Origin of the sequence: Lentibacter sp., from assembly GCF_965658795.1 — a bacterium.
GTDB lineage: Bacteria > Pseudomonadota > Alphaproteobacteria > Rhodobacterales > Rhodobacteraceae > Lentibacter.
On record NZ_CBFHTG010000006.1, the window covers coordinates 1 to 23113 of the forward strand.

General features: G+C 51.6%; 25 protein-coding genes, 1 tRNA gene and 1 pseudogene. 11 read left to right on the forward strand and 16 right to left on the reverse strand.

The features are described from left to right. Positions 1-64 precede the first annotated feature (64 nt). Positions 65-861, forward strand: a pseudogene (locus ACTG3X_RS05870) (IS5 family transposase). 155 nt (positions 862-1016) lie between these two features. Here ACTG3X_RS05870 and ACTG3X_RS05875 read toward each other — a convergent pair. Then, positions 1017-1100 (reverse strand) — tRNA-Leu (locus ACTG3X_RS05875). Between the two features lie 139 nt (positions 1101-1239). Between ACTG3X_RS05875 and ACTG3X_RS05880 the strand changes: the two genes are divergently transcribed. After that, entirely contained in the window at positions 1240-1728 is a 489-nt protein-coding gene (locus tag ACTG3X_RS05880) for a Hint domain-containing protein (protein ID WP_439110310.1), read from the forward strand. Here ACTG3X_RS05880 and ACTG3X_RS05885 read toward each other — a convergent pair. After that, positions 1725-2645 carry an NAD(P)H-hydrate dehydratase gene (locus ACTG3X_RS05885; protein WP_439110311.1) on the reverse strand — a complete coding sequence of 307 codons (921 nt, stop codon included), beginning with the start codon at positions 2643-2645 and terminating at the stop codon, positions 1725-1727. The genes ACTG3X_RS05880 and ACTG3X_RS05885 overlap by 4 nt on opposite strands. A gap of 181 nt (positions 2646-2826) precedes the next feature. On the opposite strand from ACTG3X_RS05885, the gene ACTG3X_RS05890 reads away from it, so the two are divergent. The 3 genes from ACTG3X_RS05890 to ACTG3X_RS05900 all read left to right on the forward strand — a co-directional run bounded on the left by ACTG3X_RS05890 (position 2827) and on the right by ACTG3X_RS05900 (position 5507). Then, entirely contained in the window at positions 2827-3165 is a 339-nt protein-coding gene (locus ACTG3X_RS05890; RefSeq protein WP_439110312.1) for a P-II family nitrogen regulator, read from the forward strand. A 33-nt stretch (positions 3166-3198) separates the two neighbouring features. Continuing rightward, a complete protein-coding gene (glnA, locus tag ACTG3X_RS05895) occupies positions 3199-4605 on the forward strand; it encodes a type I glutamate--ammonia ligase (protein ID WP_439110313.1) in 1407 nt (468 codons plus the stop codon). 107 nt (positions 4606-4712) lie between these two features. Then, entirely contained in the window at positions 4713-5507 is a 795-nt protein-coding gene (locus ACTG3X_RS05900) for a lytic murein transglycosylase (protein WP_439110314.1), read from the forward strand. Here the strand turns inward: ACTG3X_RS05900 and ACTG3X_RS05905 are convergent. Together ACTG3X_RS05905 and ACTG3X_RS05910 are read right to left on the reverse strand one after the other, a co-directional pair. Beyond that, the gene (locus ACTG3X_RS05905; RefSeq protein ID WP_439110484.1) at positions 5482-6177 is read right to left on the reverse strand and encodes a heme-dependent oxidative N-demethylase family protein; all 696 of its coding nucleotides are present in this window, start codon (positions 6175-6177) and stop codon (positions 5482-5484) included. The two genes, ACTG3X_RS05900 and ACTG3X_RS05905, sit on opposite strands and share 26 nt — an antisense overlap. 138 nt (positions 6178-6315) lie before the next feature. Continuing rightward, complete coding sequence (locus ACTG3X_RS05910) at positions 6316-7575, reverse strand: urate hydroxylase PuuD (RefSeq protein ID WP_439110315.1); 1260 nt, start codon at positions 7573-7575, stop codon at positions 6316-6318. Positions 7576-7674: 99 nt separating this feature from the next. On the opposite strand from ACTG3X_RS05910, the gene ACTG3X_RS05915 reads away from it, so the two are divergent. Continuing rightward, entirely contained in the window at positions 7675-8580 is a 906-nt protein-coding gene (locus ACTG3X_RS05915) for a LysR family transcriptional regulator (RefSeq protein WP_439110316.1), read from the forward strand. Here the strand turns inward: ACTG3X_RS05915 and uraH are convergent. Then, complete coding sequence (gene uraH / locus ACTG3X_RS05920; RefSeq protein ID WP_439110317.1) at positions 8577-8930, reverse strand: hydroxyisourate hydrolase; 354 nt, start codon at positions 8928-8930, stop codon at positions 8577-8579. The genes ACTG3X_RS05915 and uraH overlap by 4 nt on opposite strands. A 144-nt stretch (positions 8931-9074) precedes the next feature. On the opposite strand from uraH, the gene puuE reads away from it, so the two are divergent. Genes puuE through ACTG3X_RS05935 form a run of 3 tightly spaced genes read left to right on the forward strand, consistent with a single transcriptional unit; the run spans position 9075 to position 12460 of the window. Next, a complete protein-coding gene (gene puuE, locus ACTG3X_RS05925) occupies positions 9075-10490 on the forward strand; it encodes an allantoinase PuuE (protein WP_439110318.1) in 1416 nt (471 codons plus the stop codon). Further along, on the forward strand, positions 10487-10978 hold the full coding sequence (locus tag ACTG3X_RS05930) for an ureidoglycolate lyase (protein WP_439110319.1): 492 nt from the start codon (positions 10487-10489) through the stop codon (positions 10976-10978). Before puuE ends, ACTG3X_RS05930 begins: the two co-directional genes overlap by 4 nt. 51 nt (positions 10979-11029) lie before the next feature. Further along, on the forward strand, positions 11030-12460 hold the full coding sequence (locus ACTG3X_RS05935; RefSeq protein ID WP_439110320.1) for a uracil-xanthine permease family protein: 1431 nt from the start codon (positions 11030-11032) through the stop codon (positions 12458-12460). Between the two features lie 76 nt (positions 12461-12536). Here ACTG3X_RS05935 and ACTG3X_RS05940 read toward each other — a convergent pair whose 3' ends face one another. Next, complete coding sequence (locus tag ACTG3X_RS05940; protein ID WP_439110321.1) at positions 12537-13367, reverse strand: bifunctional allantoicase/(S)-ureidoglycine aminohydrolase; 831 nt, start codon at positions 13365-13367, stop codon at positions 12537-12539. A 224-nt stretch (positions 13368-13591) separates the two neighbouring features. Between ACTG3X_RS05940 and ACTG3X_RS05945 the strand changes: the two genes are divergently transcribed. Next, complete coding sequence (locus tag ACTG3X_RS05945) at positions 13592-14806, forward strand: bifunctional alpha/beta hydrolase/OsmC family protein (protein WP_439110322.1); 1215 nt, start codon at positions 13592-13594, stop codon at positions 14804-14806. Here ACTG3X_RS05945 and ACTG3X_RS05950 read toward each other — a convergent pair whose 3' ends face one another. The 10 genes from ACTG3X_RS05950 to yajC all read right to left on the reverse strand — a co-directional run bounded on the left by ACTG3X_RS05950 (position 14807) and on the right by yajC (position 21634). Continuing rightward, positions 14807-15352 (reverse strand): DsbE family thiol:disulfide interchange protein, encoded by a 546-nt coding sequence (locus ACTG3X_RS05950; protein WP_439110323.1) that lies wholly within the window; start codon positions 15350-15352, stop codon positions 14807-14809. It lies immediately after the preceding gene. Further along, positions 15345-15500: a heme exporter protein CcmD gene (gene ccmD, locus ACTG3X_RS05955; RefSeq protein WP_439110324.1), complete on the reverse strand. Its 156-nt coding sequence runs from the start codon at positions 15498-15500 to the stop codon at positions 15345-15347. The genes ACTG3X_RS05950 and ccmD overlap by 8 nt, the downstream gene beginning before the upstream one ends. Beyond that, positions 15500-16231, reverse strand: coding sequence for a heme ABC transporter permease (locus ACTG3X_RS05960; protein ID WP_439110325.1), 732 nt, complete (start codon positions 16229-16231; stop codon positions 15500-15502). Before ACTG3X_RS05960 ends, ccmD begins: the two co-directional genes overlap by 1 nt. Positions 16232-16301: 70 nt before the next feature. After that, positions 16302-16958 (reverse strand): heme exporter protein CcmB, encoded by a 657-nt coding sequence (gene ccmB / locus ACTG3X_RS05965; protein WP_439110326.1) that lies wholly within the window; start codon positions 16956-16958, stop codon positions 16302-16304. Beyond that, on the reverse strand, positions 16955-17572 hold the full coding sequence (gene ccmA, locus ACTG3X_RS05970) for a heme ABC exporter ATP-binding protein CcmA (RefSeq protein WP_439110327.1): 618 nt from the start codon (positions 17570-17572) through the stop codon (positions 16955-16957). The genes ccmB and ccmA overlap by 4 nt, the downstream gene beginning before the upstream one ends. Before the next feature lie 10 nt (positions 17573-17582). Further along, on the reverse strand, positions 17583-17936 hold the full coding sequence (locus tag ACTG3X_RS05975) for an Mth938-like domain-containing protein (RefSeq protein WP_439110328.1): 354 nt from the start codon (positions 17934-17936) through the stop codon (positions 17583-17585). Further along, positions 17937-18704, reverse strand: a complete 768-nt coding sequence (locus ACTG3X_RS05980) for a sulfite exporter TauE/SafE family protein (protein WP_439110329.1) — start codon at positions 18702-18704, stop codon at positions 17937-17939. Beyond that, entirely contained in the window at positions 18685-19653 is a 969-nt protein-coding gene (secF, locus tag ACTG3X_RS05985) for a protein translocase subunit SecF (RefSeq protein WP_439110330.1), read from the reverse strand. The genes ACTG3X_RS05980 and secF overlap by 20 nt, the downstream gene beginning before the upstream one ends. A 3-nt stretch (positions 19654-19656) precedes the next feature. Then, positions 19657-21318 carry a protein translocase subunit SecD gene (secD, locus tag ACTG3X_RS05990; protein WP_439110331.1) on the reverse strand — a complete coding sequence of 554 codons (1662 nt, stop codon included), beginning with the start codon at positions 21316-21318 and terminating at the stop codon, positions 19657-19659. A 37-nt stretch (positions 21319-21355) separates the two neighbouring features. Continuing rightward, entirely contained in the window at positions 21356-21634 is a 279-nt protein-coding gene (yajC, locus tag ACTG3X_RS05995; protein ID WP_439110332.1) for a preprotein translocase subunit YajC, read from the reverse strand. Positions 21635-21819: 185 nt separating this feature from the next. Here yajC and serS point away from each other — a divergent pair, with 185 nt between their 5' ends. After that, positions 21820-23112 carry a serine--tRNA ligase gene (gene serS, locus ACTG3X_RS06000; RefSeq protein ID WP_439110333.1) on the forward strand — a complete coding sequence of 431 codons (1293 nt, stop codon included), beginning with the start codon at positions 21820-21822 and terminating at the stop codon, positions 23110-23112. Position 23113: the final 1 nt, after the last annotated feature.

The following is a 23113-nucleotide window of genomic DNA, read 5'->3' on the forward strand; positions in this document are numbered from 1 at the left end:
CCCATTAATCCGCTTGAGACCATCAGGGTAGCGTGACTCAAGTTCCCAAAGCTTTGGGAGTATAATGGGCAATCTTTGCTGGATGAGCGAAGCCCAGATGGCGCGGCTCCAGCCGTATTTTCTGAAGTGCCATGGTGTTCCACGCGTTGATGATCGACCCGTGCTCAGTGGTATTATCCTCATCAATCGCAATGGGTTGCGGTGGTGTGATGCACCCTAGAGTATAGGCCTCCCAAGACGCTTTATAACCGCTGGAAACGGTGGAGCGACATGGGGGTGTTCGTAAGGATTATGACCAGGCCGGCTGCGGAGGCACCTGATAATCAAACAATCTCTATCGACGCCACCTACCTCAAAGCGCAGCGCACTTCCTCAAGCCTGCGGTTAAAAAAGGGGGGCGTGGACGCCTGATCCACTGCCCGGCAGAGTATTGCGCAGCAATGTCCCGAGAGGGGGCAGCCAAAAGCTGGTATGAACACAAAGTTGCAAGCCGTCATCGACACGATTGGACAGCCGATCCGGCTCTTCATGACCGCAGGCCAGGCTAGCGATTACACTAGAGCCAGAGCGCTAATGGCAAGCCTACCCGCCGCCGACTGGTTATCAGGAGACCGGGGATATGACGTAGATTGGGTCCGGGAGGCCCTTGTAGATAAGGGAATAAAGCCCTGCATCCCGGGAAGAACGTTGCGCGCCAAGCTCGTCAAATATGACAAGCGTCGCTATAAACGACGCAACCGCATCGAGATAATGCTTGGCCGCCTGAAAGGCTGGCGAAGGATCGCAACCAGATATGACCGATGCCCAAAAGTATTCCTGTCTGCAATCGCCCTCGCAGCAACCATCTTGTTCTGGTTATAAATCAATAAGTCTGGAGCCTAAGCAAACTGAACGCTGAAAACTCAAGTTCAATCTTTTGAACCGCTAAGCTTGCTCGTATCGATATGTCGGAGTTCAGACCGAACATAACCAAACAGCATGCTCGCGAAGGCTCCGAATTATTTTAGGGAAATCGATGGTGCGGGTGAAGGGACTCGAACCCCCACGCCAAAGGCGCCAGAACCTAAATCTGGTGCGTCTACCAGTTCCGCCACACCCGCATTGCGGCCCCTTTAGCAAAGCAAAACAGCGCATGCGAGAGAAAACTGCATTCACAGCCTTAAAAAGAGAGCGACATTTATTCTTTGTTCTACTATCTTGGTTAAAAAACTGAGGCAGTAAAAAACATACGGGTGCAAAATGAAGCCCTTTTCAGCAGAAGACTCTGCGCAGACTCAGACTCTGCCCAGAACCTCCGGCTTTTTGGTCGGAAGCAAAATACTTACGTTAGACGGCGAATTGCCTGTCGAACACCTCTGTGTGGGCGATCGAGTGATAACCCGCGACACAGGTATGGCCGTGTTGCAGGCAATCCATGTAACACAAACAGAGTGCAACTTGGTTGCCATTGCCAAAGGTGCGTTAGGACAGAACAGCCCCCTGGCAGACATATCTGTACCTGTAGATCAGCAAATTCTGCTGCGTGGCTGGCGCGCGGTTGCTCTCACTGGCAAAAAGCAGGTCTTGTCTGCCGTAGGATCCTTGACCAACAATGAGTTTATTCGCCCTGTAGGGCTACAGCGAGTGAGGCTCTTCAGCCTCACATTTGCAAAGCCCCATATTCTCTATGTAGACGGCCTGGAAATGGAGTGTAGCTGCCAAAAAGCAACCTTGAGAGCTGCCGCTTAGCAGCCCAAATCCCTGAGTACCTTGGGAAGCTCCTCAGGCAAGTCTTCCGCGATCAAGCCAGGCCCAAAGCTGCGCGCGCAAGCCGCATGAAGCCAAGCGCCCATCTCCGCAGCCTCAAAGGCGGGCAATCCACGCGCCATTAACCCCGTGATGAACCCTGCCAAAACATCGCCCGACCCAGCTGTAGCCAACCAAGGCGCAGCTTCCTCACCAAAAGCCTCTTGCGTTAGAATACGCCCATCTGGTGCGGCAATGACTGTTTCGGCCCCTTTAAGCAGCACAACACAGCCCGAACGCGCCGCGGCATCGCGGGCAGCATCCGCCTTGACATATAGCCGCCCTCCCGCTGAGCCGCCCGCATAATCGCTGGCTAAATCGGGGAACAGCTTACTAAACTCACCCCCATGTGGCGTGAGCACGCACGCAGAATGCACCTGCTCAAAGAGCTGCTGGGGCGCATTTACATAAGCTGTCAGGGCATCAGCATCCAACACACAAGGCCTGCCTGAAGCAAGAGCCACAGGCACAAGCGCGAGCGCTCGAGACAAGCCTAACGCAGGCCCGAGACACAGCGCATTAATGCGAGCGTCATTCAACACAAACTCAAGCTGTCTCGCACCGTCCACCTCCGCCAGCATTAGTGCGGTGATCTGACTGGCGACCTCCAATTGAGCGGAAGCAGGCACCCCAAGGGTAACCAATCCGGCACCAACCCGAAGTGCGCCACGTGCTGCGAGCCGCGCGGCACCTGTACACCCTGCGCCACCCGAGACAACCAGCGCGTGGCCATAGCAAAATTTGTGAGCAGGATTTCTCTTACAAAGGGTAGCCGCGCGCGCGCCCGTGTGATTTTGATTTTCCCCAGACAACTCTACCCCCGATACCCTTGTGCTCAAGCCACTCTCACTCTGCAGCATAGCGCCCAAGCTGACCAGATTAGCGACATTTATATTTAGCCCAAAAATTAATCACTCAGATCAAAAAGTGTGCATGTCCGCATGATGAGGGCCCCAGCGGGATGACCGGCAACCTATTAGATTGAGGCACTGCCTAAAAAGTGGTCTCAAAGGTCCGAGAAATATCCAAGGGGCCAGTGCGATGAAAAAGATCGAAGCCATTATCAAGCCGTTCAAGCTTGATGAAGTAAAAGAAGCGCTTCAAGACGTTGGCGTTCAGGGACTTTCCGTTATCGAGGTCAAAGGCTTCGGTCGTCAGAAAGGCCATACTGAGCTCTACCGTGGCGCCGAATATGTGGTGGATTTTCTTCCAAAAGTTAAACTGGAAATCGTCATCGACGATGATCTGGTGGATCAGGCCCTCGAGGCTATCGTCGACGCGGCCAAAACCGACAAAATCGGTGACGGCAAAATTTTTGTGTCACCCGTTGAACAAGCGGTACGGATCAGGACAGGCGAGACTGGCCCAGAAGCTCTCTAATCAATATATTTTCTAGCAAGAAGGACCAAGAGAATGAGTGTCAAAGACGTTCTCAAGACGCTGAAAGACGAAGAAGTTGCCTACGTAGACATCCGCTTCACGGATATTCGCGGCAAGCTTCAGCATGTAACTGTTGATGTTGACCTGGTCGACGAAGACTTCCTTGAAGAAGGCTTTATGTTTGACGGTTCCTCCATTGCTGGTTGGAAGTCGATCGAAAATTCAGATATGAAATTGATCGCAGACACAGACAGTGCCTACATCGACCCTTTCTACGCTGAAAAAACACTCTGCCTGCACTGCTCTATCGTTGAGCCGGACACGGGCGAGTCATATGAGCGCGACCCACGCGGCACAGCCCAAAAAGCTGAAGCCTACCTGATCGAGTCAGGTATTGGCGACTCAGCTTTCATGGGCCCAGAAGCAGAGTTCTTCATCTTTGATGATGTTCGTTTCGAAAACAAAATCAACAAAGTATCTTATGAAGTTGATGCTGTTGACGGATCTTGGAACACGGACACCCAATATGAGATGGGCAACTCCGGTCACCGTCCTGGCCTTAAGGGGGGTTATTTTCCGGTAAACCCGATCGATGACGCACAAGACCTACGCTCTGAGATGCTCTCTACGATGAAGAGCCTCGGCATGAAAGTTGACAAACATCACCATGAGGTTGCGAGCTGTCAGCACGAGCTTGGCCTCATCTTCGGTACGCTGACAAAGCAAGCTGATGAAATCCAGAAATATAAGTACGTGATCCACAACGTGGCACATGCTTACGGCAAGTCGGCCACATTCATGCCAAAGCCAATCTACGGCGACAACGGCACAGGTATGCACGTCAACATGTCTATCTGGAAAGACGGCAAGCCACTCTTTGCTGGTGATAAATATGCGGATCTGAGCCAAGAAGCTCTGTATTTCATCGGTGGCATCCTGAAGCACGCGAAAACGCTTAACGCCTTCACCAACCCGTCGACAAACAGCTACAAGCGCTTGATTCCAGGCTTTGAAGCGCCTGTTTTGCGTGCCTACTCTGCTCGCAACCGCTCTGGCTGCGTTCGTATCCCGTGGACAGAAAGCCCCAAAGCTAAGCGTGTTGAAGCCCGTTTCCCTGATCCTTCAGCAAACCCCTACTTGTGTTTCTCTGCGCTCCTTATGGCTGGCCTTGATGGCATCAAGAACAAGATCGATCCAGGCGAAGCGATGGACAAGAACCTCTATGATCTTCCAGCAGAAGAGCTCGCGGGCATCCCAACAGTCTGTGGTTCGCTCCGTGAAGCCCTTGACTGCCTTAAAGCAGATCATGATTTCCTGCTTGCAGGTGACGTTTTCACCAAAGATCAGATCGAAGGCTATATCGAACTGAAAATGGAAGAAGTGCTGCACTATGAGCACACACCTCACCCGGTAGAGTTTGGCATGTACTATAGCTGCTAAGCTTAACAAGATTATGAGAAAGGCCCATCATATTAGATGGGCCTTTTTTCTTTGTGCTTCCAAAGCTAACGCATAAAGATGGACGCGTGTGAATTGGAGTAATTTTTATGCGTTTATTCTCTCTTGCCATAATTGCGGCACTTATTTTCGCCAGGTCGGCAGCAGCCGCTCCTTGTGGCAACACATCCTCAGGTTTTCAGTCCTGGAAGGCAGACTTCGCTAAAACGGCCAAGGCTGCTGGCGTAAAAGCCGCTGGGCTGGACGCCCTCGCAACAGCAACTTATGCGACGCGTACAATCAGCGCCGACAGGAACCAGAAAAGTTTCAAGTACAGTTTAGAGAAGTTCATGCAGGTGCGCGGATCAACCACGATTGTGGCTCAAGGTCGAAAGCGCAAAGGACAAAACGCATCTTTTTATACCAACCTTGAAGCTCGCTACGGCGTGCCAGCGGGAATAATCATTGCTATTCATGGTATGGAGACGGCCTTTGGTGGCTTCATGGGCGATAGCGAAGTTGTCTCGGCCATTGTCACGCTCACATATGACTGCCGCCGCTCTAAATTTTTTGAGCCCCACGCAATTGGTGCCCTTCGTCTTGTTGATCAAGGGTCGATTTCGTCAAAGACAAAAGGTGCAAAACACGGTGAGGTTGGCCATACACAGTTTTTACCAGGCAACGCACTTACTTATGGTGTCGACGGGAATGGTGACGGAACAGTTGATTTCTACAATCAGGCCGATGCTTTAGCATCAACGGCCAACTTCCTTCGCCAAAAAGGCTGGAAACCAGGACAAGGCTACCAACAAGGCGAACCAAACCACCCTGTCCTCAAAGCGTGGAATGCCGCCACAGTCTACCAGCAAGCACTGGCTATCATGGGTGCGCAGATAGACCGCTGACAACCGCCTCAGCCAGAACATAGGTATGAATGCCGAAGATGACCGCCTTCGTCTTGGGAAGCCGGCGGATCGTTTGCAGCTCAGAGCGCAGATATTTGGCCGACTGGGAAAATTTCTCATCACGGTGCGCATGTGCACTGCGCGGCTGGTGCAAGGCGGGGTCCGCATACCAAAGCGCATTAAACCTCCACAGAGGTTGCTCAACCCGCACAGCATCAAACAACCTCTGCACACGGCGAGCAATATTTTCGTCATAAGACGCCACGGGAACATGAATTTCAACGAGTGGCTGCATAAATTTTTCGGCGAGCAGCCAGCTTGCAGGAAAGCAAAGTGCAGCTGCGGTAAGCACGTGTTCCTCTTCCCGCTTTTCAAGGATACAGAAGTCTTCCTGTGTCAGCTGGGAGAGTGTCAACATTGGATCAGCTCGCATTATCTCCACTCGCCGCCCATCGGGACATGATACAGAGCCACGTCCCACATTAAATCCCGTTTTAGTGCAGAGGTCTTCAAGAACCACTTCAAGCAGTTCTTGTGCGGCAGGCAGTGCCTCAGCAGAAAGTGCCAAAACCTTCTCCCTATGCTCTAAGACCACGCGCTGCTTTTCAGACAACTGCGCTGCATAGGTTTCATCAATCCTCAACCAGTCAACTGCGCTCAATGGCGACACGCCAGGCAAAGGCTTTGGGGAAAGAGGGTCGTAAGGAATAGTCTGGTTTAATATCATCTACGTAACAAAACTCTCAAACAGAGCCTTTGCAAGCCCTGTACATAAATGCATCAACAACTGCTTCTGAAATTTTCGCGCTCAATTGGCCGCAATGAAGAGCGGTATGTTACTGGCCGCATTGCGGTACCAGTTTACAATTGCCTCGCGCTCAGCAGGTTCAATGTAAGTGACATTTGCGGGAGGCATGGCACGCGTCACGCCTGCTTGGAGGTAGATATCGCGAGCATGTGCAACAATATCAGATGTGGTCTCAAGATGAACGCCCTTTGGAGCCATGCGAATACCATCGTAAAACGTCTCCCGCGCGTGACACATAGAGCAGCGCCCCAAGACAATGTTTTGCACCTCCTCAAAGCCGCTCGCGCTTGCAAATATCTGTTCTGTTTTTGTAAGGCTTCGCGCCTCAGCGTCTTCGACACTAGTATACTTTAGAGGTGCCGTCGAAAGCCAAATGATCGCCAGGAAAAGCAATGCAGTAACCAACCATGTCCAGTTTGGCTTGCCGGTGCCCGCATGTATGGTGTTGAAGTAGTGGCGAATTGTCACCCCCATCAGGAACACAAGCGATGCGATGATCCAGTTATACTCAGACGCAAATGCAAGCGGATAGTGGTTGGACAACATCAGAAAAACAACAGGCAATGTTAGATAATTGTTATGTGTAGAACGTAGCTTCGCGATCTTCCCATATTTTGCATCAGGGGTCCTGCCCTCTTGCAAGTCTTTAACCACGATACGCTGGTTTGGCATGATGATGACGAACACATTCGCCGTCATAATTGTGGCCGTGAAGGCCCCGAGATGAAGAAGGGTCGCTCGGCCAGTAAATATCTGATCGTATCCCCAACCCATGGCGACCAAGAGCGCAAAGAGCAGTATCATGAGAACAGTAGGCTTCTCACCAAGGCGCGATTTGCAGAGGAAGTCATAGACAATCCACCCAACTGTCAGAGATGCGGCAGAAATCAGAATACCTTGCATCAACGAAATATCAGCTTTTGCAGCATCGATTAGATAGAGCTCACCACCAACCCAGTAAACAATCATCAAAAGTGCAGCGCCCGAAAGCCACGTGGCGTAGCTCTCCCATTTAAACCAAGTCAGATGCTCAGGCATATTTGCCGGCGCGACCAGATATTTCTGGATGTGGTAGAACCCTCCTCCATGAACCTGCCACTCCTCACCATGAGCCCCAACAGGCAAATGAGGCGCTTTCTTGAGACCGAGGTCCAGAGCGATGAAGTAAAATGATGATCCGATCCAAGCGATCGCAGTGATGACGTGCAGCCACCGAACCGCGAACGCCATCCAATCCCACATGATGGCAAATTCGTGCATTGTGTCTCCTATCGCGTTTGGTGTGGAAGCTAGCTTACAAGCCACCTATCGTGTATTCCAGAAAACATCCTAGCAGCTTCAAAAAAAGTCGAATAATAAATGGCCTATCTGGACAACATTCAGACCTTCGTACGCGTCTACGAACTTGGCAATATGTCAGCGGCGGCGCGGGATCTACGCATATCTGCAGCAGTCGCATCTTCCCGGATATCACAGCTGGAGGATCATCTCGGTGTGCGGCTCTTTCAGCGTACGACACGTCTTTTGAACCCGACAGAACAAGGTAACACTTTTTATAGAGGCGCTCTGAAAATAGTGGAAGCCGTTGAAGAGGCTGAAGCCGACATCAACGATATTACGTTGACGCCACGCGGCACGCTATATGTTGCGGCCCCTCTTGGCGTCGGGCAAAAGTTTGTTGCACCTGCTGTACCCAAGTTTCACAAAAAGTTCCCACTCATTAACATCAGATTGCGCCTGTCAGATCGAAAGCTCGATCTTGCAGCGGAGGGGCTTGATGCGGCCTTTTTTCTGGGCTTGCCTGAAGACAGCAACCTACGCATTCGCAAAATTGCTGATTGCCCACGTATTCTTTGCGCCTCGCCTGCATACCTAAAAGAACGCGGCATGCCACGCAGCAGTGATGAGCTGAAAACCGATGCACATGATTGCCTAAACCTGCGCTACCCTGGCGCTCCAGAATTTCAATGGCCCCTGCAGACAAAAGACGGAACACGCCGTGTAACCGTCTCAGGCCCATTTGAAAGCGACCACGGTGAAATTCTGACGACTTGGGCGCTCGAGGGCAACGGAATTATCCTCAAGCCTGTTTTTGAGGTCTCTGAGCACCTACAGAAAGGATTGCTTGTTCCCATTCTGGAGCAGGAGCCCCCCCTCCCTATTCAGCTTGCATGCCTTTATATGCATCGCCGCAAGCAAGATCCGAAAGCACGGCTCTTCATCGACTTTATGGTCGATCATATTACAGCATCTATGCCAGCTTAGCTGCCTCTATATGTTGAATATCCAAATGGTGACAGGAGCAACGGAACATGAAAATGCGCAGCCTCTGACATGCCAAAGCGCAGCGGGATAACATTCAAAAATCGTGGCTCTTCTGGCGCTACACCCACGGCGTCAAGATAGTCACCAGCGTGGAAAACCAGCTCATAAACCCCTAATTCGAACTCCGCAGCAGGCAATATCTGCTCATCAGTTCGGCCATCAGAGTTTGTGACAAGACTACGTAAGTGTTTGCGGTCATTGCCTTCAATCCGAAAAAGCTCAATTTTCAAGCCGGCCGCTGGGCAGCCCGCTGCTGTATCAAGCACATGTGTTGTTAAGTAACCAGACATGTTTATCTCCTTTGCCTTCTTATCAAGCTAATGGCTTCTTCGGGCTAGTTAATACATTCTGAACAGACAAAAAGCTCTTTCAAAAAAATAGAGCAAGTTACAAAATTTGTTTCCAGATAGAAGACCGTAACTGAGGAGAATTCTTTGACACGCTACCTTCGCGATATGCGCGGCCATGGGCCACAAGCACCAGATGCCAAATGGCCTAATTCAGCCAAAGTCGCTGTACAATTTGTTCTGAACTACGAAGAAGGTGGCGAGAACTGCGTACTTCACGGAGACACCGCGTCTGAAGCGTTTTTATCAGACATACCCGGTGCCGCCCAGTGGGAAGGCAAGCGTCACTGGAACATGGAATCTATATATGAATACGGTGCACGCGCTGGCTTTTGGCGCTTGCATCGCCTGTTCACAAATCACGATATCCCATTGACAATTTACGGTGTTGCCACGGCACTGGCTCGAAGCCCTGAGCAGGTACAGGCCATGAAAGACGCCAATTGGGAAATTGCCAGTCACGGATTAAAATGGGTTGAGCACAAAGACATGCCCGAAGCTCAAGAGCGAGAGGCAATCGCCGAAGCCATCCGGTTGCATACGGAGGTCGTCGGCTCTCCCCCGAAAGGCTGGTACACGGGCCGCTGCTCTGAAAATACGGTCAAATTGGTCGCAGAAACAGGTCAGTTCGACTACATTTCAGATACCTACGATGACGACCTTCCCTATTGGATTGAAGTCGCAGATCGGGATCAATTAATTGTCCCCTACACGCTTGAAACCAATGACATGCGCTTTGCAACAGCTCCTGGTTGGGTCACCGGCGATGATTTCGGGACGTACCTTATAGACGCATTCGATACGCTTTACGCCGAAGGGCAAGCAGGACGGCCAGCTATGATGTCTGTGGGCTTACACTGCCGTCTTGTAGGAAGGCCTGGAAAAGTAGCTGGGTTGAAGCGCTTCATTGAGCACCTGCAGCGTCATGAAGACATATGGCTTCCCCGCAGGTTGGACATTGCCGATCATTGGGCGAAGACAAACCCTCATAAGCGCTACGAGCGCCCTAGCGAGATGACAAAAGATCGGTTTGTGGCGGCCTACGGCTCCATCTTTGAACATTCTCCTTGGATTGCCGAGCGCGCTTGGGCGTTAGAGCTCGGCCCGGCCCATGACTGCGCAGCCGGTGTGCATAATGTTCTATGTCGCATCTTCAGAACAGCAAGCGAAACGGAAAAGCTTGGAGTGCTCACTGCGCACCCTGATTTAGCAGGCAAGCTCGCAGCTGCAGGAAAGCTGACTGACGAAAGCACCAGCGAACAAGCTTCGGCAGGATTGAACTACCTCACGGATGCAGAGCGCGCCATGTTTACGCAGCTCAACACACAATATGTGGGCAAACATGGCTTTCCCTTTATTATCGCAGTCCGAGACCATGACAAAGCCTCAATTCTATCCGCATTCCAAACACGGATCGACAACGACCAAGCGACAGAGTTTCAGACGGCTTGCGCTCAGGTAGAGCGGATCGCACAGTTTAGACTACAGGATCTCCTGCCATGAGCCCGACTCTGTACCCTGAGCCCTTAACAGCGGAGAAATTCGCGCCATTTGGTGATGTTATTGAACTTCGCGGAGATGCTGACAAAATCATCAATCAAGGGATGTGTGGCCGGCACCACGATTTGGCCCAGCTAGACTTCGGATCAGGCCGCGCAGGCATTAGCTTGTTTGATGCCAAGGCACGCCACTTCCCTCATGAGCTAGACATGATGGAGCGCCACCCCGAAGGCAGCCAAGCTTTTGTGCCGCTGTCAGCCGTTCCGATGATCATTAGCGTGGCCGCTGATGAAAATGGAAAGCCAGGAAAACCGCAGGTGTTTTTATCTGCACCACATCAAAGCATCAACATTCACCGAAATATATGGCACGGCGTGCTCGCACCTCTGGGACGAGCAGGCCAATATATTGTAGTCGACCGTATTGGCGACACGCCTAATCTTGAAGAACACTGGTTTACGACGCCGTTTCTCGTCGATGCTCCAAACTAATTTGACCTGACACAGAAGCAGGCATTCAAAACAGTCAAACAGGAGGATTCCATGACTGACAATTCAATCGGGACACCACAGCAATTACGTGATCCAAACTATACACCGCCCCTAGCAAAAGCGATCCCGCTGGGTATTCAACATGTTTTGGCAATGTTTGTTTCTAACGTCACACCAGCTATCATCGTCGCGGGTGCTGCGGGTTTTGGCTTCGGATCAAACTCACCTGACTTTCCAGAGCTTCTGTATCTTATTCAGATGTCGATGCTCTTTGCAGGGGTAGCCACGCTGCTGCAGACCATAACTCTGGGCCCGGTCGGTGCGGGCTTGCCAATCGTGCAAGGAACCTCTTTTGCATTTTTGCCGATCATGATTCCCCTTGTAGCTGGTAAAGGTGTTGATGGCCTCGCCGCGCTCTTTGGAGGCGTCATCATTGGCGGTATCTTCCACGCCCTACTGGGCACCGTTATCGGAAAGATCCGTTTCGCGCTGCCACCTCTCGTGACAGGTTTGGTTGTCACAATGATCGGTCTGGCCTTGGTCAAAGTCGGGATTCAATATGCCGCTGGTGGGGTACCCGCAATCGGCACTCCCGAATATGGTTCTCTGTTGAATTGGTCAGCTGCCCTTGTCGTAATCTTCGTAACGCTCGGTTTGAAATTTTTCACGCGCGGTATGCTCTCTATCTCTGCCGTATTGGTGGGGCTCATCGCCGGCTACATCTATGCCTTGGCCGTTGGCATGCTGACCTTTGAGTCTATTGCATTGTCTTGGGAGCGTTCAGCCGCTTTTGCCTTGCCCCAGCCATTCAAGTACGGGTTTGAGTTTTCCATCGCTGCTGTTGTTGGATTTTGTCTGATGGCCTTCATCTCGGCGATCGAAACAGTCGGCGACGTTTCCGGTATCTGCAAAGGCGGTGCAAACCGCGAAGCGACAAACAAGGAAATCGAGGGTGCAACCTATGCGGACGGCTTCGGAACTGCCGTTGCCGGAATTTTCGGCGGTTTTCCAAACACCTCGTTTAGCCAAAACGTTGGCCTCATAGCGATGACAGGTGTTATGAGCCGTCATGTCGTAACCTGCGGTGCGATTTTCCTCATCATCTGTGGTCTTGTTCCAAAGGTTGGAGGTGTTATCCGCACGGTCCCCATTGAAGTTCTCGGTGGTGGCGTAATTGTCATGTTTGGAATGGTTGTTGCAGCGGGCATCTCGATGCTCTCTGATGTCGAGTGGAACCGTCGCAATATGGTTATCTTTGCAATCTCCCTTTCGATAGGCTTAGGCCTTCAGCTTGAACCTGATGCGCTTCAACACTTAGGTTCAACGGCACGCGTCTTGCTAACATCGGGGCTTCTTCCCGCCGCAGGGATAGCGATCGTGCTCAATCTGATTTTGCCAGAAGAGCTCGCGGATGAGGCCACAGAAGAAGTTGCAGGCGGCCATTCTGGACATGGGCGCGGATCACTACCCAAAAGCGACTAAGTCTGAATAAGCCTTAAGCCAAATGAAAAGCCGGCGCTCTTGCAAGCACCGGCTTTTTCTTTAGCACCTGAGATTGTTAAAGGTTTGTTGGAAACTTCATATGCCTGTTTACATCTTTGTAGAGCAAATATCGAAAAGGCCCGGGGCCACCTGCATAACAAGCTTGTGGGCAAAACGCGCGCAACCACATGAAATCACCAGCTTCGACTTCAACCCAGTCTTGATTCAGCCTGTAAACAGCCTTCCCTTCCAACACGTAAAGCCCATGCTCCATCACATGTGTCTCAGCAAAAGGAATGACAGCACCGGGCTGAAAAGTCACAATGTTCACATGCATGTCGTGACGTAGATCGTCAGGATCGACAAAACGGGTTGTCGCCCATTTCCCCTCAGTACCAGGCATGGCTGTTGGTGATATCGCCGTTTCATTGGTCACAAATGCCTCGGGTTCTCCAAGTCCGTCCACTGCTTCATATCTCTTTCGAACCCAGTGAAATCGTACTGGAGCTTGAGAGTTGTTGTGTAGCGTCCAGTCCACACTTGCTGGGATATAGGCGTATCCTCCGCACGCGAGCTCGTGATCGGCCCCCGAAATTGTAAGTGTCAGACAACCTTCGACAACAAAAATAACCGATTGAACGCCTGCTTCTGTTTCAGGTCGCTCACTTCCCCCGCCCGGCTGGACCTCTGCGATATACTGCGAGAAGGTTTCAGAGAAACCTGACAAGGGACGCGCAATGACCCAAAAACGCGCTTTCGCCCAGAATGGCAAAAGGCTTGTAACAATGTCACTGAACGTGCCTTTGGGAATGACAGCATAGGCCTCGGTAAACATGGCCCTGTCTGTCAGGAGCTGTGTTTGAGGCGCGAGTCCACCCTGCGGCGCATAGTAATTTTGTTTGCTCAAGATCTGGCCCCTAAATAAGTTGTTATACCCACATTCAAGCGCCTTTGCTGGCGCAATCCAACTCATTTCGTGGGTTGATTTACTTGAAACATTATCAGCTTTTTATTGAAGCCCGCACGCGGAATCCCCCCATGACGTCACATCAGCGTGACCCTCCTGTCACATGGCTGGAAGTTGGACAGCTGCGCCCCTACCCTAATCAATAGTCGCAACGAGGGAAAATTATGCCAACAGAGAAGTTCACATTCAAAAGCTCTCAGGGGCACACCCTCTCAGCGCGGCTAGACATTCCAGACGGGCCGCACGTCGCCAGCGCTCTCTTTGCTCATTGCTTTACCTGCTCAAAAGACATTCCCGCTGCTCGGCGCATTTCTCAACGCCTTGCATCTCAAGGCATCGCGGTGCTCCGCTTTGACTTCACGGGTTTGGGTCACTCTGACGGTGAGTTTGCCAATACAGGCTTTTCAACCAACCTTGAGGATCTGAAAGCAGCAGCACAAGCGCTGCGGCACCAAGGCTATAGCCCTGATATTCTGATTGGACACAGTCTTGGGGGGGCAGCTGTCATAGCGGTGGCTGGAGATATACCAGAGGCGAAAGCCGTCGTCACAATTGGGGCTCCTTTTGCACCCGGTCACGTTACCGAAAACTTTGGTCATAAAAAAACAGAGATAGCTGAAATTGGCCAAGCAGAGGTTTGCTTGGGTGGGAGACCCTTTACGATCAAGCAGAGCTTCTTGACTGACATAGCCCAGTACAAACTCGATGCTGCACTTAAATCTCTTGGAAAAGCACTGTTGGTGCTACACGCTCCAAGGGATGCCATCGTCAGCGTAGACAATGCAGCGGCGCTGTTCACTGCAGCAAAGCACCCCAAGAGCTTTGTCACCCTAGATGATGCCAATCATCTTATTACCAACCCGAAAGATGCTGAGTATACTGCCGAGGTTATTGCCTCTTGGGTGACGCGTTACCTTGATTTTCACACCCCCGCCCCACCACCGGGTGCTCCTGAAGGAATCACTCGCATCAGTGAGACAGATCCTGGCGGCTTCCTCCAAGATATCATGTCGGGTCCCGATCATCACTCACTGGCAGACGAACCTGAGGCATATGGCGGAACCAACAAAGGAATGAGCCCATATGGCTTCGTGTCTGCCGGACTAGGCGCGTGCACATCTATGACCTTGCGCATGTATGCACGCCGTAAAGGCTGGCCACTGGAGCACATCAGTGTCGATGTAAGCCACGATAAGGTTCATGCACAGGATGCTCGCGCTGGTGCCTCAGAAAAAATTGACCGTTTTCAACGGATCATAAAGTTACGCGGCCCCCTTAGTGACGAACAAAGGCAAACGCTGCTCGAAATTGCCGACAAGTGTCCTGTTCACCGAACGCTCGAGCGGTCAAATCAAATCGAAACTCGCCTTGGCGATTGATCAGAAACCGTTTTGCGCCTTTGCGATAGCAGGGCGAATAGTATTTTCCATAACCCGCTCTGTAATAGGGCCAGCCCAACGCAACAGCACTTTGCCGTCAGAATCTATCACGAAAGTTTCTGGAACACCGGCTACGCCCCAGTTCAATGACATAGGTCGCCCCTTCTCGTCCGCGATAACTGCGGCATACGGGTCTCCTAGGTCGTCCAAGAACTTTAACGCATTTGTCGCTTTGTCTTTGTAGTTAACCCCGTAAATTGGCACACTTTCTTTCGCCAGGGCATTCAGGTGTGGATGCTCAACACGGCATGGTGCACACCAGCTGGCCCAAAAATTCACCAGCTTTACCTCGTCTTTGAGCAAATCGCTGTTGTCAAAAGTCGCTTTGCTTCCCAAGGGGGCAGACACGACTGGCGGAGCCATTTGCCCAACAAACGTAGAGGGCAGCGCGTCGGGGTCATTGCGGAAAAGCCCAAAGCTCAATAGCCCCGCCAAAGCCAAAAAAATAAGCGGTGGGGCGAGCATCATAGGAGAAATTTTAGCCATGAGGCTCTTTCCGTTTTTCTATTGCGGCCAACTCAGCCTTGACTTTGCGGGCTCGCGCAAGGCTCGCCCAAACAATCAAAGCGATCAGCACGAGGGAAACCCCGTAGGCCGAAAGCACTTCTGCAGCATATTTTCCTAGATCGGGCATCAATTCATACGCTCCCGTGCCAAGAGCGCGCGCGCGCGGCGAGCTCTAATTTCTGTATTTGTTCTCACAATAACCAAGGCAATGAAAAGTAAGACAAAGCCAGCGATTGCAACAAGTGCGGGATACCAGAAGACATCGGCAACGTTTTCTTCTTTATCAAGGGAAAGCGAGGCTCCTTGATGCAAGCCTTGGTTCCAGAAGTTTACGGCGTAGCGTGACAAGAGAGCAAAGACCGAACCAACGAGGCACAATACACTCGTCAGGTCTGCCGCCGTATCATCATCTTCGATTGCAGCCCAAAGCGCCATGTATCCGAGATAGAATAGGAACAGAATAAGAAAAGATGTTAGACGTGGATCCCAGGCCCACCATGTTCCCCACATAGGCTGCCCCCAAACCGCGCCCGTGAAGAGAGCAATCAATGTCATAACCGCTCCAATGGGTGCTGCAGCACGAGCCGCCAGTGCACTCACATGATGTCGTCGAATGATCCACACCAATGAGGTAACGAGCATCATGACCCAGATATTGATAGCCATCATAGCACTTGGGACGTGGATGTAGAAAATCTTCACCGTAGATCCTTGACGAAAATCGTCAGGCGTAAAAAAGAACCCCCAGATCAGCCCCGTCGCAAGACATATAGCTGCCGCAGCAGACACATACGGCAAAACAGCTTCAGTTGTCCGCATGAACTTCAGTGGATTTGCATACTGCCAGATAGATGCCATCAAATTCATTCCCTTTTCACACAGTCCTCTGCCTGAATTCTTTCATAATTTCCAGTGCCGAGATGTCACATTATCGCAAGTTAACTCTGAGCACTGCGGCGCTTGCAAATGGCAGAAGCGCTAATGCGGCAAAACTAATCCCGGCAAGCATAAGCAGAGGGGAAATATACCCCTGGCCCTCCGCACCGCGCCGCGCAACATCTGCGCCGAATATAAGGGTTGGCACGTAAAGTGGCAAAACCAAAAGGCTCAACAGCAATCCACCACGTTTGATGCCGACGGTCAAAGCCGCCCCAAACGCGCCGATGATTGAAAGTGCAGGCGTGCCGAGCAAAAGTGACACAACCAGAGCAACATAGCCTTGAAGGGGGAGACTCATAAGCAAAGCAAATACGGGAGCGGCCAGAACCAACGGCAGGCCTGTAGTAAGCCAATGGGCAACAGCTTTTGCTGCAACGACACCCTCCAAAGGCAAGGGAGATGTTGCAAGCAAATCCAGAGACCCATCTTCAAAATCAAGTGAAAACACACGATCAAGCGACAACAAGCAAGCCAGCAATGCAGCAACCCATAAGACACCGGGGGCAATTTCACCAAGCAGGCCGGTTTCCGGACCAACGCCGAAGGGAATAAGAACGACAACAATCAAGAAGAATGCCAGTCCAAGCCCAAAGCCTCCCCCCGCGCGCACGGCGAGACGTAAATCACGTATCAAAAGCGCAATCATAAAAAGGCCTCGTCAAAATTCTCTATCAATGAGGAGGACGCTTTGAACGGCCCAAGATCTAGCGAGATTGCGTCATTAAGCCCAAGGTCGATATGTGTGGCCATGATCGCCATACCGCCAGCATCCAAGTGCGCCTCGACCACACGACCGAACATCTCAACAGCAGATATGTCGAGTGAAACCGTCGGCTCATCGAGGATCCACACCGAGCGCCCAGTCACCATAAGACGGGCCAAACCCAGGCGTCGCTTTTGCCCAGCAGACAGCAAGCCAGCGGGCCTATCTCTCAGAGTATCAAGGTCAAAAGACAAAATTGCGCGCTCGATGCAATCCGCTTCAAACACTTTAGCCCAGAAGGCTAAGTTCTCTTGAACCGTGAGTGTGGTTTTGATCCCATCCACATGTGCCGCATAGGCCATAGCCTCTCGGTCAAGGCTGATGGCTCCACTCAGAGGCATCTGCAGCCCCGCTAGCGTTCTTAGCAAGGTCGTTTTGCCGATTCCGTTTGGCCCACGCAGCACAAGCGCCTGCCCTGCTTCAAGAGCAAAGCTGACCCCCTCTAGAACAGGGACACCCCCACGAGCGACACCAAGATTATCAACAATGAGATCCATACCCAGTCTCTTACACAGGCAGGGCCGCAAGCGCGACACGGCGGCCCTCGGCGGCCAGAACATTGTAGGTGCGACAGGCCGCAGGAGAATTCATGACTTCTACACCCATTCCAGCTGCTTCAATTTGACTTCTGAGCCCTGCGGGTAGGTGCGAAATCTCCTTACCTGTTCCAATAAAAATCACATCGACGTCACCAGCCAACGCAAGCAGTACATCAGCCTCTTCGTAGCCGCTCCAACCCGACGCCCCCGTTGCCGTTACGAGCATACCGCCTTCGACACGCTGCCCATTGATACGGAAAAATCCTTCGCCGTAACTGTCAACAGGTTGAGCTTCGGCAAACTGCATTTCAGTAAGTTTCATTCATTTGTCCCATATTGGCAAAGAAGTTAAAGCTGCGAGAACAATCACGCTGTAAGCAATCCCTCGATACACCTTTTCTCGTGAAGGATCAAAGAGCGCGGCACCAAGAATATTGCCAAGGATTGCAGGGACGAAAAATAGGACTCCAAGCCAAATTGGAACAGCCGCAAGCTGACCTTTAAACGCAAGCCAAATGAGCAGCACACAATCAAAAAAGAAAAGATACATCATGGTATTGGCGCGGATGCTACTTATCGGCTTTGTACTTGCAGCATAAAGCATAATCACTGGGGGCCCCGGCAGACCAACTGCCCCACCAGTGACACCCGCCAAAGCTCCCCCGGCAAACAGCACAGGCTTTGTGATTGCGCCCCGATAACGGACCCCAGCCAGTAGCGACACAGGAACAATTATCGCCAGTGAGGCAACCATATATCGAAAGACCTCAGCCGGTACGGCGAACAACAGCGCAAGTCCTATTGGTAGAGCAAGAACAGTGGCAATGCCGAGCACTGACACGTCGTTAGGGTCTCCGTCGCGCCACGCTCGAGGCAAATTGGGGAGAGGCCCGAATGCATCCATAACGGTTAAAGCAATCAAAACCCACACCGGTTCAAGAAATCGGCTCGCTACGGGAACAAATATAAGTGCAGTCCCAAAACCAGAAAACCCTCGTATAATGCCTGCTATAAAAACAGTCGCTATCAGAAAAAGAAGGCCCTCTTGGCCCAAAGCTAGTCCAAGGGCTTCAGGCATCAACGTTGGCAAACTGGTTTCCCAAGTTGCCATCAGGCTTTGACCAGTCCCGCTTAACTCCAAGCCACAAGAGGATCGTTGAGGCTACAAACACAGAGCTATACGTTCCAACGATTACACCCCAAATCATCGCAAAAACAAACCCACGGATCACATCACCACCCAACACAAACAAAGCGGTGAGCGCGAGCAAGGTTGTTACGGATGTCATCATCGTGCGGCTCAAGGTCTCGTTGATTGAGATATTCATGATCTCTTTGAGGGGTTTTTGCTTATATTTGCGAAGGTTTTCGCGAACCCGGTCGAAGACAACAACAGTGTCATTGAGCGAATATCCTACGATCGTTAGCAATGCGGCAATAATTGCCAAATCGAAGCGTATTTGAAGTTCCGAGAAAATACCGATGGTTAGCAAAACATCATGCACAAGCGCGACGACCGCACCAACTGCAAATTGCCACTCAAACCTCAGCCAGATGTAGATCAATACAGCACCAATCGCGAGTACTACGGCAATAGCCGCAGTTTGAATTAGCTCACCCGAGACTTTAGGCCCGACACTTTCAACCGAACTAAAGGTAATATCGGGGGCAACAACCTGCAGACTCTGAAGGACAGAAGCAACCACTTCGCTTGCGACAGCTTCCTCCCCGTCTTGCGCCTGTATACGGATCATCGCTACATTTTTATCTTCACCGAATGTCGGGTCAAACACTTCGGTGATTGTGATATCACCCAACTGAAGCGGCTCAATTGCTGCGCGATATTCCGAAATCACGACAGGTTGAGTGCTATCCGTTCTAAGAGTCGTGCCACCCCTAAAATCAATGCCGTAGTTTAGCCCCTGTAGAATGAAGCTCAAAAACGCTACAACCATCATAAGCCCTGAAATACCAAGCCACAGCTTATAGCGTGCAAAGAAGTCCCAGTTGGTTTCTTGCGGAACGAGTCTCAGTCGCATGGGTTAAACCTCCAGGGTTTTGGGTTTTCGGCGCTCAAACCACATCACAACGATAAGGCGTGTCACGAAAATCGCAGTGAAGACAGAAGTTATGATACCAAGTCCCAAAGTAATCGCAAAACCGCGCACAGGCCCAGACCCGACGGCATAAAGGATAACTGCTGTGATAAAGGTTGTGATGTTGGCATCAACGATCGCAGAAAGCGCCTTTTCGTAGCCAAGTTCGATGGCGCGCGCTGGCCCTTTGGCAGACTTAAGCTCTTCACGAATACGCTCGAACACCAGTACGTTGGCATCAACAGCCATCCCAATTGTCAATACAATCCCCGCAATACCAGGCAGCGTCAATGTAGCGCCCAGCATTGAGAGAAGAGCAAATATGAGCACCACGTTCACCACGAGTGCGATATTGGCGAAAATACCAAACCTGCCGTAGCTCAAAACCATAAAAACGAGCACGCCTATGAATGCAACGATGCACGCGATCTTGCCGGCCTCAATACTATCTGCACCGAGTTCGGGTCCGATTGTTCGTTCTTCCAGAAATTCAAGCCCAGCCGGCAAAGCGCCAGCGCGCAACAAGACAGCAAGGTTGGTACTTTCCTCAAGCGAAAAGTTACCAGTGATGATACCCGAACCGCCAGCGATATGGCTCTGGATCACAGGAGCCGAGATCACTTCTTGGTCGAGAACAATCGCAAATGGGGAGCCTATATTCTCAGCCGTATAGTCGCCAAAGCGTCGTGCTCCGGATGTGTTAAACCTGAATGACACAGCTGGGCGACCGTTCTGGTCAAAGTCGGGCTGCGCATCGACGAGGTCTTCACCAGTCACAACGGATGCTTCTTCAAGGATATAATAGACGCCGCTTTCATCAATCGATGGCAACACGTAGTTCCCTGCACCTGCGGGTGCGTCAGCGCGGTCTGCACGGCTAACAACGGAATGAAATGTCAGTTGAGCGGTCGTACCTATAATCTCTTTCAGCTCGGCAGCGCTTCCCAGCCCCGGTACTTGGATCAAAATACGGTCACCGCCTTGACGTTGAATTGTCGGCTCTCGTGTGCCGACCTCATCGATCCTGCGACGAATGATTTCAAGAGACTGACGCACAGTGCGCTCGTCCGTGGCGAGCATCTCAGCTTCTGACAATCGAACGACTATGCTCTCGCCAGACACAGACACCTCAATGTCACTGGCCCCCGCACCACTTATACTTGTCACAGGCCGCGCAAGGCCACGAATAAGACTCGCGGCGTTTTGCAATTGGTCGGGCTTTGAAATACGGATGCGAAGCTCGTTATCAGCGCTGTTTTGCAGGCGGACAGTGCCAACTCTCTCACGCTCTTCGCGCAGCAGGTCCCGTATTTCTGGCCACATACTCTTTATGCGCGCCGCGTAAACATCCTGTACTTTGACTTCCGCCAGAAGATGGGCGCCCCCGCGCAAATCAAGGCCAAGATTTACAAGCCCTGATGGCAAAAAACTGGGCCAAAGAGCAACCTGCTCTTCCAGTCCCGCAGCCGATCCGCCCGCGTCGACTGCCTTGACGGCATCATTATGCGTTTCGACGCGTGTGTAAAATCCGTTGGGCAGAGCCAGCACAATGCCAACCGCTACAACGAGCCAGATTAAAACTCGTTTCCATGTATCAATCTGAAGCATTGGCGGCTCCGCCTCGTCTTATAGTATTTTGAAAAGATTAAGCTTTGGCTGGTTCGGTCTTGTTGAGCACTTGCGCAACAGTCCCTTTGATCACCCGGACTTTAACGTTATCGGCAATCTCAACTTCGAGTTCACCGTCATCACGGACCTTAACAACCTTACCAATAATACCACCCTGCGTGATCACTTGATCACCCCGGCGGATATTTTCGATCATTTGTTGATGTTCTTTCATCTTCTTTTGCTGCGGCCGGATCAATAAAAAATACATGATCGCGAAAATCGCGGCCAACATCAGCAAGTCACCAGGTCTCATTTGCGCCCCCGTCGTGGTCTGGTTGTGGGCATAGCCCTTTAAATCCAGCTCTACCTATGCCCGAATAACACTGTTTGCAATGGCCAAAGGGTTTTGAGTATCGGGCAGAAACGCCCGTTTACCTCGGGTTGCAAAATGGGCCATAAGACTGGCAACAAGTTTTAATTCTCGCAAGGACAAAATAGATGCACGACATTCGCGCGATCAGAGAAAACCCGAATGCTTTTGACGTGGCGATGAAACGCCGCGGCCTCACGCCAATGTCAGAAAGCGTCCTTAAGCTGGACGAAGAACGCCGCTCAATGATCTTGGCTGCTGAAACAGCACAAGCCGCCCAAAACAAGGCAGCAAAAGACATCGGCGCAGCAAAAGCCTCTGGGGACACGACCGCTTTTGAAAGATTGCGCGAAGAGGTTTCCGCAAAAAAATCCGAAGTGACCGAACTGCAGAACGCTGCCAAAGCTCTCGACGCGCAGCTGACAGAGCTTCTCGCAAGCCTGCCCAATCTTTTACATAGCGAAGTTCCAGACGGTGCCGATGAAAACGACAACGCCGAACTACGCACATGGGGCACCCCTCGCGAGATCACATTTGAAGCACGTGAACACTATGAAATCGACGCCGTAAAGACAGGCATGGATTTTGAAACCGCTGCAAAGCTGTCAGGCAGCCGTTTTGTCGTCCTCTCAGGGTCGGTCGCAAGACTTCACCGAGCGCTTGCGCAGTTCATGCTCAACACACACATCGAAGAAAACGGACTGACAGAAACCTGGACCCCCGTGCTCGTTAAAGAAGAAATGATGTATGGCACAGGCCAGTTACCAAAGTTTGGTGAAGACAGCTATCAGACCACCGATGGCTGGTGGCTCGTTCCAACAGCTGAAGTCACGCTTACAAATATTGTAAACGGGCTTACCGTTGAGCAAGCCTCCCTGCCCCGTCGCTATGTTGCGCACACACAGTGCTTCCGTTCCGAAGCAGGAAGCGCAGGCCGCGATACTTCGGGGATGCTTCGTCAGCACCAGTTTGAAAAAGTCGAAATGGTCTCGATATGTCACCCCGAGGAAAGTCTTGCAGAACACGACCGCATGACTCGCTGCGCCGAAGGCATTCTGGAGAAGTTAGAACTGCCCTATCGCACGGTTGTGCTGTGCACAGGCGACATCGGCTTTGGCGCCATAAAAACGCACGACATCGAAGTTTGGCTGCCAGGTCAGGGTAAATATCGCGAAATCAGTTCTATTTCCGTGTGCGGCGACTTCCAAGCGCGCCGTATGCAGGCGCGCTTCAAACCGGCAGATGGCGGCAAGCCACAATATGTTCACACGCTGAATGGGTCTGGGCTGGCCGTTGGCCGCGCATTGATTGCCGTTCTCGAAAATGGCCAGCAAGCAGACGGGTCTGTGCAGATTCCATCAGTGCTGGTCCCTTATATGGGCGGCAAGACGTCCCTGAATGCAGATGGGACATTGTCTTGAG